The organism is Pedobacter kyonggii (genome assembly GCF_004310665.1).
Taxonomy (GTDB): domain Bacteria; phylum Bacteroidota; class Bacteroidia; order Sphingobacteriales; family Sphingobacteriaceae; genus Pedobacter; species Pedobacter kyonggii.
On the sequence record NZ_SIXF01000035.1, the window covers coordinates 1 to 12,701 of the forward strand.

The window sequence follows — 12,701 nt, forward strand, 5'->3', positions numbered from 1 at the left end:
TTGATCTTCCCATGCCTTTAGGTGGTCGTCCACGGGGCTTTTGTTTGTATAGTACTGCATAGCCTTCACCTCGTACTAATCTTACCCAGCTCTCTAAGGCACTTCTACTTACTTTACGTTCCAGAACAACCTGTCTTAAAGGTACACCTTTTTCTATAATGAGCCTTACAACTTCTTCTTTGAAATCAGAAGTAGACTTGATATTGGCTTGCTTGCGTAGCCCACTTTCACCATGGAGGTTATATTTCCGAACCCATTCCAATATCATGTCTTTGCTAATACGCCGTTCTCGGGATAGCAAAAGAATCGGCGTCCCTTTTATCACGTGAGAAACTATATCGAGCTTCTCCTCAAATGTGTGTTTGGTCATAAATGATAAACCCCAAAAGTTTTTGTCCAACTTTTGGGGTTCACTTCAATTTGAAATCGGGACGCTTTTTTTATGCATTTATATTCCAATAATTTCCGTCATCTCCTGAAACGCAGTGAAATGGAGAGATCTATCAAGATAGATTTAGCTTCGCTGAGCACTTCGTGGTTCTCGACTACGTTGCACTCCGCTCGAAACGACGACCTACTTTCTGAGCGCAGTATAAGCGCCCACTTCCTTACCCGAATCATCAATCATACTTGCCACCAGTTTATTTCTATCAGCTGTTATTTTGGTAATTGTTCTTGTTCCTGTTCTTGGCCCGCCACCAATAATTAAAGGGTAATGGTTTAATGCTTTATCAGGTTGGTGCACCATGTACTTATGGGTATGACCACTTAAAACCAAGTCTACTTTACCCTGATTCAACAACGGCTCAAATAGTTCAGTGCAATGTTTTGGCCCATGTGCATCGCCCGAAAAGCGTGGTGGAATATGCATCATCACAACTCTAAATGGTGCTTTTTTAAATTCCTTTGAATTTATTTCTGTTTTCAGCCATTCAGCCTGCTGAACTCTATAATCATCAAAATCTACAATATCGGCATATACTGGATGCGCATCTTCTTTATCTTCACCAGTATCTAAAATCACAAAACGAACAGGGCCTAAGGTAAAAGCTGTATGGCCAACATGCATGTAATATTGCGGAAATTCGCGTGCAAATTTACCACGTGTTTCGTGATTGCCCCTTACGTAAATAAAAGGTGTATGCTTGGCAAAACTATCTACACAGGGCTGCAGCATATGTTCGATAATCTGTTTCTCATCGGTTTGATAATCGAATATATCTCCATTAAAGAAAATAAAGTCTTGCTTCTTGTCGGGAACCAGTGCTAACAATTGAGGAATTGATTCCGGGCGATCGTGCGTATCATTCATCATTAAGAATGAAATCTCCTCTTTCGCCCGGTCGGCATTCACAAATTCCTCAACAGCACTGTTTACCGTTACACCATAAGTTAATTTGTAGGGTTGGAAGTCTTTAATTTCCTTCGAAACAATTTTATAATAATATTTTGTTCCTGGTTTTAAATTTTTGAGCGTTACGACATTTAACTTGCTATTAGCCTGCATTAAACCCAATTCGGCCTTTCCATATGCTTTTTTACTCAGCTGCTCTGCCTGCTCCCCAAATTCTACCCAGCCTGCAGCATTTTTATTGGTTAACCAAAGAATGGTCATCGAGTTATTGAAATTGGTTTGGAGATAAGGACCTACTGCAATTTTAAAACCCTCTTCCTCAGCGGGTACATTTGTAATCGCCATTGCTGGAGCCACCAAAGTAGTAGCACCTAAAGTTAGTCCGGCCTTTAAAAAACCTCTTCTATTAGACTGATTTTCATTCATTTGGTTATTTTATCTTATTACCCAAATATATAGCTACAATATTTAACTTTGACCGTGTAAGATTAAATTTACTCAAACGTTTGATATGCCTAAAGTAATTTCCAATGCCTCCTATTTTAAGGGCAATGATTTAAAAAAGAGTCAGGACATCATAATTAATGGCGCGCTAATTTCCAATGTTAAGGCAAGCGACAACAAAGAAACCAGCCATTCGCTCGTTGTACCAGGTTTTATAGATTTACAGATTTATGGTGCCGGCGACAGGTTATTTTCAGCCGAGCCAAGCATCGAATCATTAAGCATCATGGAAAATGACCTGCTTAAAAAAGGCACTACAGGCTTTTTAGCTTGTATGGCAACAAATTCTCCTGAAGTTTTTGATGAATGTATCAAAGCAGCTAAAGAACACCGTATAAGTGCAAAAAATTTCTTAGGGTTACATTTAGAAGGGCCATTTTTAAATCCTAAACGCTTAGGGGCCCATGTTCCGGCCTTTGTACGAAAGGCCACGTTAGATGAAATTAAGAAACTGATTGATTTTGGTGATGGAGTAATTAAAATGATGACCATTGCCCCAGAACTGCAGGATGACGAAGTGATCGAATATTTGTTAGCTAATGGAGTATTGGTTTCTTTGGGGCATAGTAATGCAACCTTCGATGAGGCAACGGCTGCTTATAACAAAGGCATCCAGACCACTACACACCTTTTTAATGCCATGAGTCCTATCCATCACCGCGAACCGGGTATCCCGACCGCTGTTTTTAGCCACGACAAAGCTATGGCCAGCATTATTGCCGATGGTCAGCATGTAGATTTTGAGGTAGTTAAATTTTCGCAAAAACTATTAAAAGAGCGTTTATTCCTCATCACCGATGCCGTAACGGCCTGTTCAACCGGTCCTTATCAGCATGTTCAAAAAGGCAATAAATATGTGATGCCTGATGGTACACTTTCCGGCTCATCGCTCACGATGTTAGAAGCAGTCAAAAATTGTGTATTGCATTGTGATATCAGCTTAAACGACGCCATTAAAATGGGAACGTTATACCCCGCCAAATTAATTGGGATTGAAAATCTCACTGCAACGATAGAAACCGGGCATCAGGCAAACTTATTGGTACTTGATGATGACCTGAATTTAAAAGAGGTCATATTTAAAGGCGAAACGATATAATTAATTCAACATGTTCAAAAAAATCCTTGCAGCGATAATATTCTTGTCAGTTTATACCAGTAATTCTTGGGGACAAGAAATAGGTACTGCTTTTACAATAATACCCCTTGGGGTGAAGGGCGGAGATGATGAGAGCAATTTATCCTCTTATATGATTGCTCCAAAAGGTAGCGAAAATTATGTTTGTTTAGATGCAGGCACTATAAATGCTGGCATACAAAAAGCGATTGATCAAAAAACATTAAAAGGAATAAGTGAAGAAATTCAACGGAAACAGATTAAGGGATATTTGATCTCACATGCACATTTAGATCATGTAGCAGGTTTGATTATCAACTCTCCGGCCGATACATCCAAAAACATCTACGGCATACCTTCTGTCCTGAATATTTTAAGGGAGAAATACTTTACATGGGATGCCTGGGCCAATTTTGCAAACGAAGGCGAAAAACCACAGTTAAAAAAGTATACTTATTTCCCATTGATTGAAGGCAATATCTATCCGCTTGATGGAACGGAAATGAAAGTAAGGGCTTTTGAACTAAGCCATGGAAAACCATATAAAAGTACTGCTTTTTTGATCAGTCACAATGATAGTTACGTATTGTACCTTGGAGATACCGGCGCAGATGAAATTGAAAAATCGGATAAACTTGCCAGCTTATGGCAAACCATATCTCCGTTGATTAATCAAGGCCAATTAAAAGCAATCTTTTTGGAAGTTTCTTTCCCAAATGAGCAACCTGATAAGCAATTATTTGGACATCTTACCCCAAAGCTTTTTTTCAGCGAAATTGGCAAACTTAAAAGCTTAACAGCTGGTGATGCCATTAAAAAAGTTTCTTTCATTGTAACCCATATTAAACCTCCCCAACATAGTGCCGAAAAAGTAAAACATCAATTGCTTACCGAAAACACGCTGAATTTAAACTTAATATTTCCTAAGCAAGGGAAACAGTTAACAATTAATTAATACAAATACAACATTAGCTATAGTAAGTCGGAGTATTTTTGCTGAAAAATTACTCATGAAAAAAACTTTACTTCTATTTACAACATTTCTATTTTTAATACTCTTAAAAATAGATGCTGTTGCGCAAAATGAAACAACAGCATCTATAAATGGAATGGTTGTTGATACTAAAGGGCCAATTAGCGGGGCTACAGTGATTGCTATACACGAACCATCAGGTTCGAGATACGCCACTTCCACCCGAGCTGATGGCCGTTACAATTTACCAGCCATGCGTATTGGTGGCCCTTACTCCATTACAGTTTCTTTTATTGGCTTTAAAAATCAAACACAACGTATTGAAAAATTGGCCCTTGGCCAAAGTTCTACTTTAAATGTATCCTTAAGTGAAGATGCCAGTAATTTATCAGAAGTTACAGTATCAGGAAAACAAAGTAAAGTTTTTAACTCGGGAAGAACGGGCGCCTCGCAGAATATATCAAGAACAGCAATTCAAAATTTACCAACTTTAAATAGAAGCTTTACTGATTTTGTGAAGCTTACCCCTCAGTTCTCTTTACAGTTTGGAAGCCCAAGCATTGCAGGAAGAAGTAACCTGGCCAACAATTTTACGGTTGATGGAGCGCTGTTTAATAATGCATTCGGCTTACAGGGTACCATTGGAAGCCAAACAAGTTCTCAACCGATTAATATGGATGCTTTCGAAGAAATTACAGTAAACATTGCACCCTATGATATTCGTCAAAGCGGTTTTACAGGTGCTGCAATAAATGCGGTAACCAGGAGTGGGACAAATGAATTTCAGGGCTCTTTAAATACTTATTACAGAAATCAGGACCTGGTAAGTAATTACAATTATGCTGGATTAAAGGTACCGGTAACCAATTTTAGCCTTAAAGGTTACGGGTTTACTTTAGGTGGACCAATTATTAAAAATAAATTATTCTTTTTTGCCAGTGGAGAATTGGAAAGAAGATCAGATCCGGGAACCGGATTTTCAGCATCAAGGGGCGGAAGCACGGGACCAAATATATCTCAGGCAAAAGGCGAAGACTTAGATAAGTTAAGTTCTTTTTTACAAACGCTTGGCTACGATCCGGGAGCCTACGAAAATTATGCATTAAAAACCAGGAGCGATAAACTATCTGCCAAATTAGACTATAATATTGATGATAAAAACACTTTAAGTTTAAAATATTTCTATTTCAGATCTTACAAGGATATTTTACCAAGTAATAGCGGTGCTCCAAAAAATAACCGCCAGCCATCGCAGTTGGGCCTTCCTTTTCAATCGGCTGGATATGGCATAAACAACAACATGGATAACGTTAATCTTGAGTTTAGAACACGTTTTAACAATAAATTCTCTAATCAATTAACTGTTGGTTATAACAGCATGAACGATTTCAGAGAATCAAAGGGTAACAAACCTTTTCCACTTGTTGATATTATGAATCCTGATGGAAGTTCGTACACAGCCTTTGGCTACGAACCTTTTACTGCCTTTAACACCTTAAAAACTAAGGTTTACCAGATTACAGATAACTTTAATATCTATGCGGGTCGCCATGAAATAACATTGGGTGCCAATTACGAAGGCTACAGAACGCTTAACGGTTTCGCCCCTAACTATTATGGTGCCTATACCTTCAACAGCCTTGCCGATTTTTATAACAGCGCCAATAATGGTGTATCAAATGCAACCAAATACCAGGTTCAATATTCGGTTATGCCTGATGGATCATTCCCTTACGCAGAAATCCAGTCGAATATGTATGGCTTGTATGCGCAGGATGCTTTTACGGTTAACGATCAGTTAAAATTAACCCTTGGCTTACGTGCAGATTTAACCAGCGTTTCTTCACCAGCGTCACTAAGCAACCCAAATGTTGAAAAGCTGACTTTCGAAAATGACGAAAAAATTGATGTAAGCAGATTTCCTAAAAGTTCTATTTTATGGTCGCCACGTTTAGGTTTTAACTGGGATGTAAACCATACCGGGAAAACCCAGGTTCGAGGTGGTACCGGGCTTTTTACAGGAAGACCCCCACTGGTTTGGGTATCTAACCAGGCCAGCAACAATGGTGTTCAATTTGGCTCTGAATCGATTAACAACCCAACCAACAGACCATTTACCCCCAATGTTGATGCTTATAGAAATGTAAACAAAGCTACAGCAGCAAACAACACAGCCTACAATCTGGCTGTAGCCCAACAGGATTTTAAATTTATGCAGGTTTGGCGTTCCAATTTGGCGGTTGATCAGAAATTGCCTGGCGGTATAACCGGAACAATCGAAGCGCTATATTCAAAAGACATTAATTCTGTTTATTTCCGCAATGTGAATTTAAACACTTCGGCATATGCCCTTTTAAAAGGTGCTGATAACCGTCCGAGATACACCAGTTCAAGAATCTACGGATCAACAACCCCTACTCCTGCTAACCCCAACATCTCTGACGCAATTGTAATGACCAATACCAATAAAGGCCATAGTTTAGCAATTACAGGAACATTATCAAAAGAGTTTGCAGGTGGACTTTTTGCAACCGCGGGTTATACTTATACCGATTCGAGATCAGTTAATGATGGAGGCTCTATTGCTCAAAGTATGTGGAGAGACCGTCAGGTTTCTGGCAGCCCGAATACAGATGCACTTTCTTATTCAAGCTATATGGTTAAAAACCGCTTCATTGCCTCGGTTGTTTACAGAAAAGAATACATTAATCATTTAGGTACAACATTTTCTATGTTCTATCAACTGCAAGATGGTTTCAGATATTCTTATACCTATGGCAACGACTTAAACAATGATGGTTTAAGCGGGAACGATTTGATTTATGTTCCGGCAAATAAATCCGACATTGTTTTGGTACCAGAAAATGCTGCTGATACCCGCACGCCTGATCAGCTTTGGGGTCAATTAAACAGCTACATCAGTCAAGACAATTATCTTAACAAAAAAAGAGGTCAGTATGCAGAAAGAAATGGTCTTGTTGGTAATGTAATCGGTACGCTTGATATTCGACTGGCACAAGATTTATTCGCAAGCCTGAAAGGTAAAAAGCATTCTCTTCAGCTTACTTTTGATATTTTCAATTTCGGAAATATGATCAATAAAACCTGGGGAGTTCCAAAATTTGCCAACAGGGCTAACGGACTTCTTAACTTTAAAGGAATGGATGCAACATCAGGTAAACCTACTTTTTCTTTCCCTTACCTAAATGCAGACAACAGCGTGCCTTTGGTTAATACATTTTCAAGCAGTATTGATGAAACTGCCCGTTGGAGAATCCAATTTGGATTAAGATATAGATTTAATCAATAATTTTTAGAACTAAAAAATCAAAAAATGGCTGGGTTGGATGACAATTCAGCCATTTTTTTATAAAGACGTAATGTAAATGTAACAAGTGGGCAACAGTTGCTTAACATAATTAAAGTAGGTTTAAATATCTTCAATCTATCAAAATTATGAAAAAACAATTTAAATTAACGGGCATCGCTTTAATAGCGTTTGCTACATTATTAAGCTTTAGCGCTTGTAAAAAACAAGAAATTGAAACCAGCCAAGATGCTTTACCTAAGGCAAAATTATTAGGCCTCTCTGCTTCAGATGCTACACTCACGGCACAAACTTTAGAAAATTTCGAGGTTGGCTCAACCAGTCCTAAAACGGCTTACGATATTTCTCCTTCTGGCTCAGCAGGTGGAGATGACATTACACTGAATGGAAAATCATGGAATTTTTTCGACGCCTTAATCGGAAATCTTGCTGCAGATAAAAAAAATGGTTCATGGTCTGCCCGTATCCGTAACTCGGGAAAAATTACGATGCAGTTTGATATTGCAACCGGCATTAATACGGTAAGCATTCAACATGCTACTTATGGCACAGATGCCGCTAGTCAATGGGGGTTATGGTATTCAACCAATGGTGGAAGCAGCTGGACACAGTCGGGCACCAATATTACCAGCACATCAACATTACAAACACAATCTTTCAGCCTAAATCTTAGCGGAAATGTCCGCTTAGAAATCAGAAAACTTTCCGGCGCTTCAAACAGACTAAACTTTGATGATATTACCATTAACGATGACGGTGGTGGTATCGATCCGGGTACAAATCCTGTACTTACGGGCAAGAAGTTTTTATTTGATGCCTCAAAACTGGAAAATGCAGGTAGTGCCGATTGGCAGATAGATGCAGATGGTACTGAAAACGTTCCTGGTTATAAAGGAGGAACCTCTGTTGAACTTAAAGCACAAAGATTTCCTACACCCTCATATACCGGTATAACTGCTTCAACTCCTGAAACCTACTGGAAAGGCGCCATGTCTGCCTGGGCCGTAGAGTTGGTAAAACGTGGCGAACTGGTAGAAACTTTGCCAGGCGGTACTGCCATTACTTATGGTAATACCGCTAATCCTCAGGATTTAAAAAATTACGATGTTTACGTGGTTATTGAACCGAATAAATTATTTACTGCCGCGGAAAAAACGGCAATTATGAATTTTGTGGCCAATGGCGGCGGTTTAATGATGGTGGCCGATCATACTGCTGCAAGTACAGCCGGAACAGATGCGAATGGTTATAATCCTTCAGACAGAGATGGCGATGGCTACGATTCGCCAAGAGTTTGGAATGATTTAATGAGCAATAACGGCATTAACAACAACAAACCTTTCGGCTTTAATGTAGATTATGTTGACATTAGCGAAAAACCAAGTACAAAAGTTTACTCCGGAACAAGTGCGAGTGCCAATCTGGTTTTAAATGGTGCTGCCGGAAATGCTTCAAAATTAGCTTTCTATAATGGCACAACTGCAACCTTGTTTCCAACACAAAATTCTACAGTACAAGGATTATTTTGGAGAATGAGCAGCACACTAGGAAGTAATAATGGTGTAATGGCATTAATTTCAACTTATGGAAGCGGAAGGGTAGCCTTTGTTGGTGATAGTTCGCCTTCTGATGACGGAACCGGCGATACGAACGATAATTTATTTAATGGTTGGTCTGGTGATGTACCATCTGGATATACCTCTCATCCGGCATTGCATTTAAATGCCTCATTGTGGCTTGCTAAAGCACAATAATTAATCCAATAACAGAAAGGGCGGTATGAAAATATCGCCCTTTTTTATTTATATACCTAACCTAATTAAATATTTACATCAAATATTAAAACGATAGCCCGTAAGTAAAAAATTGTTAATATTTTTGAGGTCATGAAATACAAACGCATCCTATTAAAGCTTAGCGGAGAATCGCTAATGGGCGACAAACAATATGGAATTGATAATGAGCGCGTTAAACAATACGCGGAAGATATCAAAGCCGTACACGATAAAGGTTTAGAAATCGCAATCGTAATTGGAGGAGGGAATATTTTTAGGGGTTTAAGCGCTGAAAAAAGTGGGATGGACAGGGCACAGGCCGATTATATGGGCATGTTGGCAACAGTTATCAACTCTATGGCCTTGCAAGATGCGTTAGAAAAGGTGGGTATTAAAACACGTTTACTTACGGCCATTAAAATGGAGCAGATCTGTGAGCCGTTTATCCGCAGAAGAGCTGTTCGCCATTTAGAAAAAGGCCGTGTGGTTATTTTTGGCGCCGGAACGGGAAATCCATACTTCACAACCGATTCTGCTGCAGCTTTACGTGCTATCGAAATCAAAGCTGATGTTGTTTTAAAAGGAACTCGTGTTGATGGGATTTATACGGCCGATCCTGAAAAAGATCCGTTGGCCACTAAATACGATGAAATTTCTTTCAGAGAAGTTTACGATAAAGGCCTTAATGTAATGGATATGACCGCATTTACCCTTTGCGAAGAAAACCAAGTACCGATTATTGTGTTTGATATGAATAAACATGGCAATTTCATGAAAATCGCCAATGGCGAACCTATTGGAACCTTGGTTAAATAAGGAATAAAAATTATTATTTTTGTAGAAATACACACAATTATGAACGACCTCATACAATTACAATTAATGGATGCTCAATCTGCAATGGATAGAGCTATCGATCATTGTGAATCTGAATTAACAAAAATCAGAGCTGGCAAAGCATCAGCTGGAATGTTGGATGGTATTTTCGTGGATTATTATGGCGCAGCTACAGCATTATCACAAGTTGCCAGTATTAATACGCCTGATGCCAGAACAATCGTAATCCAACCTTGGGAAAAATCACTTTTAACTGCAATTGAAAAAGCTATTCAAGTAGCCAATATTGGTATCAATCCACAAAATGATGGTATTGTTATCCGCCTGGTTGTGCCGCCTTTAACAGAAGAGCGTAGAAAAGACTTAGTGAAAAAAGTAAAGGAAGAAGCCGAAAGAGGCCGCATTACCGTTCGTAACATACGTAAAGATGCCAATACCAAAATTCAAAAACTGAAAGGCGAAGGTGTTTCTGATGATGAGATTAAAACAGGTGAAAGCGAAGTGCAAAAATTAACCGACGCTTATATCATCAAGGTTGACAAACATGCCGAGGCTAAAGAAAAAGATGTAATGACAGTTTAATCTGTATAAAATACAATCAGAGAGGGAATGGGCTTAAATCTATTCCCTTTTTTATTGCCTTATTTCTTTGCGCTTGAGCCCCTAACGTTTAAGATGGTGGGTAACGACACCTGCGTATTTTCGACAGGCTTTCCTGCTTTCTTAAGCTTGTTCAATAAAATTTTCATCACGTTTTCTGCAATGGCCTCAAGAGGCTGTGCAATAGCCGTAACCGGAGGCTCGCAAAACTCCAGGATTTCAAAATCATCAAAAGAAACAACAGCAATATCCTTGTGGATTTGAATACCTAGTTTTCTAAAAGTTCTTAAACCGTCCAAACAAATATAGTTGGCTGCAAAAACTACCGCATCTAGTTGTTTCTCTGCTTTAAAAAACTTTATCATCTCCTCAATTGATGCGGCAGAGTTTACATATTTAATCTTTTTTACAAATGCCGGCAAGTTATATTTTTTTACAGCGCTTTCGTAACCAGCCAAGCGGTCTACCATCTGTTGCTGTAAAGTATCAATGGTTACAAAACCTATTTTTTTGTAATTATTCTTAATGAGGTGCTCGGTAGCTTCGTAGGTGCTGCTTAAATTATCGATTATTACATAATCTGTTTTAACGTCCTGTACATACCGATCGAATAGTACCACTGGAGCATCTGTTTGAATCAATTTTTTAACTTCTTCTTCCAAACCTTCAGGCAAAGCCATAATATAGCCATCAACATGCCTGTCTTTAAAAATCTGCAGCAATTCTATTGCCTTTTCGGTATCGTTCCTGGTACTGCTAAAAAGTATCTTATAACCAAGGTTCGAAGCAATTTCATCAATTCGGCGTGCTATACCCGAGAAAAAAGGTTCAGAAATATCATCAACCAAGAATCCGATAATTTTTGTTTTGCCTGTTCTTAAACTTGTTGCGAGGGTATTGGGCTGATAATTTAATTCAGCAACCAGTTCTAAAACTTTTTTGGTAAGCGATTCGCTAATATTTTTTTCTCTTGCTTTCCCGTTAATTACAAACGATACGGTTGTAATGGAAATATTTAATTGTTTAGCTATATCTTTAATTGAAACGCGTTTCTTCATCACAGGCATTGAACGAATAAAATTTTGATTGGTAATATAACAATATATCTATAAATATCTGATGGTTATGAAAAAACTAGTCTAAAAAGAAAAAGAGCAACCTATCCAGGATTGCTCAATTAACTAACTTATTATTCATAAAAAATGCTGTTGGGGAAGGAGTCGAACCTTCAAGGGGTAGTTAGCTACAGTTCAAAAAATTAATTTGTGGTCAACCCAATAAACTGCGTTTGTCCCATTATTCCCCACCACCGAGACAAGGAGGCGTGTCTGCCAATTTCACCACCCAACAATTTTAGTCTTTAGTCCAAAGCCTGCAGTCGTAAGTCTACTAAAGACTATGGACTCTTGACTTAGGACTAAAGCCGCTGTAGGGGAAGGAATCGAACCTTCAAGGAGTGGTTAGTACCGAAACCGGTATATTCCCATTATTCTCCGCCACCGAGACAAGGAGGTGTGTCTGCCTGTTTCACCACCCTACATTATGTTATGCAATTTTTAAAGAACGTTTCCTTTTTGTTAATTGCTTAATACAAATGTAAAGGAACAACCAATACCTTGCAAATATTTTAAACATTTAATTTTATTTTTATAATATTGATAAATATTCGTAAATTCGCTTATCATAATTCAAAAATATGCTTAAAAAAGACAATTCCAATTTAGAAATTGACAACCTCGACATCGATATATTGAAGCAATTGATGCAGGATGCCACTAAACCTTATACAGAAATCGCTAAAGATCTGATTGTTTCGGGCGGAACGATACACGTTAGGATGAAGAAACTGCAAGAAATGGGGATTATTAAAGGCTCGCACTTAATCATCGATCCGCAGAAGGCTGGGTATGATATCTGTGCTTTTTTGGGTATTTACCTGGAGAAAGGAATCCAGTATAAAGATGCAGTAGCGCAATTGAGCAAAATTAAAGAGGTGGTAGAATTGCATTATACTACCGGCGCCTACAGTATGTTTGCCAAAATTATCTGCAGAGATACCAATCATTTACGCCACGTTTTAAACGAAGAAATACAGGCCGTGAACGGTATACAGCGTACGGAGACTTTAATCTCCTTAGAAGAGAGCATTAAGCGTCAGATTGAACTGGGTTAAGATCAAAGCAAAAAGACTAAAGGTGAAAGACTAAAGCAAA

Annotated in this window: 10 protein-coding genes, 1 tRNA gene and 1 pseudogene; 7 read left to right on the forward strand and 5 right to left on the reverse strand. The window is 38.6% G+C overall.

Annotated elements, in window-relative coordinates; all coding sequences use genetic code 11:
- The 3 genes and pseudogenes from EYS08_RS22315 to EYS08_RS22320 form a co-directional block, all read right to left on the reverse strand.
- Positions 1 to 268: helix-turn-helix domain-containing protein (locus EYS08_RS22315; protein ID WP_244216021.1), on the reverse strand; the 268-nt coding region annotated here is incomplete at its 3' end.
- Positions 269 to 370 (reverse strand): annotated as a pseudogene (locus EYS08_RS26705) (hypothetical protein); the annotation flags it as partial.
- Positions 371 to 574: 204 nt separating this feature from the next.
- On the reverse strand, positions 575 to 1,780 hold the full coding sequence (locus EYS08_RS22320) for an FN3 domain-containing metallophosphoesterase family protein (protein ID WP_131032178.1): 1,206 nt from the start codon (positions 1,778 to 1,780) through the stop codon (positions 575 to 577).
- An 85-nt stretch (positions 1,781 to 1,865) separates the two neighbouring features.
- Here EYS08_RS22320 and nagA point away from each other — a divergent pair, with 85 nt between their 5' ends.
- The 6 genes from nagA (at position 1,866) to frr (ending at position 10,470) form a co-directional block, all read left to right on the forward strand.
- Positions 1,866 to 2,957, forward strand: coding sequence for an N-acetylglucosamine-6-phosphate deacetylase (gene nagA, locus EYS08_RS22325; RefSeq protein WP_131032179.1), 1,092 nt, complete (start codon positions 1,866 to 1,868; stop codon positions 2,955 to 2,957).
- A 10-nt stretch (positions 2,958 to 2,967) separates the two neighbouring features.
- Positions 2,968 to 3,930, forward strand: coding sequence for an MBL fold metallo-hydrolase (locus EYS08_RS22330; protein ID WP_131032180.1), 963 nt, complete (start codon positions 2,968 to 2,970; stop codon positions 3,928 to 3,930).
- Positions 3,931 to 3,985: 55 nt separating this feature from the next.
- A complete protein-coding gene (locus tag EYS08_RS22335) occupies positions 3,986 to 7,258 on the forward strand; it encodes a TonB-dependent receptor (protein ID WP_131032181.1) in 3,273 nt (1,090 codons plus the stop codon).
- Positions 7,259 to 7,404: 146 nt separating this feature from the next.
- Complete coding sequence (locus EYS08_RS22340) at positions 7,405 to 9,030, forward strand: hypothetical protein (protein WP_208745934.1); 1,626 nt, start codon at positions 7,405 to 7,407, stop codon at positions 9,028 to 9,030.
- A 132-nt stretch (positions 9,031 to 9,162) separates the two neighbouring features.
- Positions 9,163 to 9,867, forward strand: coding sequence for a UMP kinase (pyrH, locus tag EYS08_RS22345; RefSeq protein WP_029279061.1), 705 nt, complete (start codon positions 9,163 to 9,165; stop codon positions 9,865 to 9,867).
- 39 nt (positions 9,868 to 9,906) lie between these two features.
- Positions 9,907 to 10,470 carry a ribosome recycling factor gene (gene frr / locus EYS08_RS22350; RefSeq protein WP_131032182.1) on the forward strand — a complete coding sequence of 188 codons (564 nt, stop codon included), beginning with the start codon at positions 9,907 to 9,909 and terminating at the stop codon, positions 10,468 to 10,470.
- A gap of 59 nt (positions 10,471 to 10,529) precedes the next feature.
- Here the strand turns inward: frr and EYS08_RS22355 are convergent, their stop codons facing one another.
- Both EYS08_RS22355 and EYS08_RS25900 read right to left on the reverse strand, forming a co-directional pair.
- Positions 10,530 to 11,546, reverse strand: a complete 1,017-nt coding sequence (locus tag EYS08_RS22355; protein WP_131032183.1) for a LacI family DNA-binding transcriptional regulator — start codon at positions 11,544 to 11,546, stop codon at positions 10,530 to 10,532.
- A 147-nt stretch (positions 11,547 to 11,693) separates the two neighbouring features.
- Positions 11,694 to 11,838, reverse strand: a tRNA-Asp gene (locus EYS08_RS25900).
- 346 nt (positions 11,839 to 12,184) lie between these two features.
- Here EYS08_RS25900 and EYS08_RS22360 point away from each other — a divergent pair.
- Positions 12,185 to 12,661 carry an Lrp/AsnC ligand binding domain-containing protein gene (locus tag EYS08_RS22360; RefSeq protein ID WP_025145395.1) on the forward strand — a complete coding sequence of 159 codons (477 nt, stop codon included), beginning with the start codon at positions 12,185 to 12,187 and terminating at the stop codon, positions 12,659 to 12,661.
- The last annotated feature ends 40 nt before the right edge of the window (positions 12,662 to 12,701 follow it).

What these genes read in the sequence shown, in the direction of transcription:
- EYS08_RS22320 (WP_131032178.1), bottom strand. Translation starts at nt 1,780, where the DNA reads ATGAATGAAAATCAGTCTAATAGAAGAGGTTTTTTAAAGGCCGGACTA.
- nagA (WP_131032179.1), top strand. Translation starts at nt 1,866, where the DNA reads ATGCCTAAAGTAATTTCCAATGCCTCCTATTTTAAGGGCAATGATTTA.
- EYS08_RS22330 (WP_131032180.1), top strand. Translation starts at nt 2,968, where the DNA reads ATGTTCAAAAAAATCCTTGCAGCGATAATATTCTTGTCAGTTTATACC.
- EYS08_RS22335 (WP_131032181.1), top strand. Translation starts at nt 3,986, where the DNA reads ATGAAAAAAACTTTACTTCTATTTACAACATTTCTATTTTTAATACTC.
- EYS08_RS22340 (WP_208745934.1), top strand. Translation starts at nt 7,405, where the DNA reads ATGAAAAAACAATTTAAATTAACGGGCATCGCTTTAATAGCGTTTGCT.
- pyrH (WP_029279061.1), top strand. Translation starts at nt 9,163, where the DNA reads ATGAAATACAAACGCATCCTATTAAAGCTTAGCGGAGAATCGCTAATG.
- frr (WP_131032182.1), top strand. Translation starts at nt 9,907, where the DNA reads ATGAACGACCTCATACAATTACAATTAATGGATGCTCAATCTGCAATG.
- EYS08_RS22355 (WP_131032183.1), bottom strand. Translation starts at nt 11,546, where the DNA reads ATGAAGAAACGCGTTTCAATTAAAGATATAGCTAAACAATTAAATATT.
- EYS08_RS22360 (WP_025145395.1), top strand. Translation starts at nt 12,185, where the DNA reads ATGCTTAAAAAAGACAATTCCAATTTAGAAATTGACAACCTCGACATC.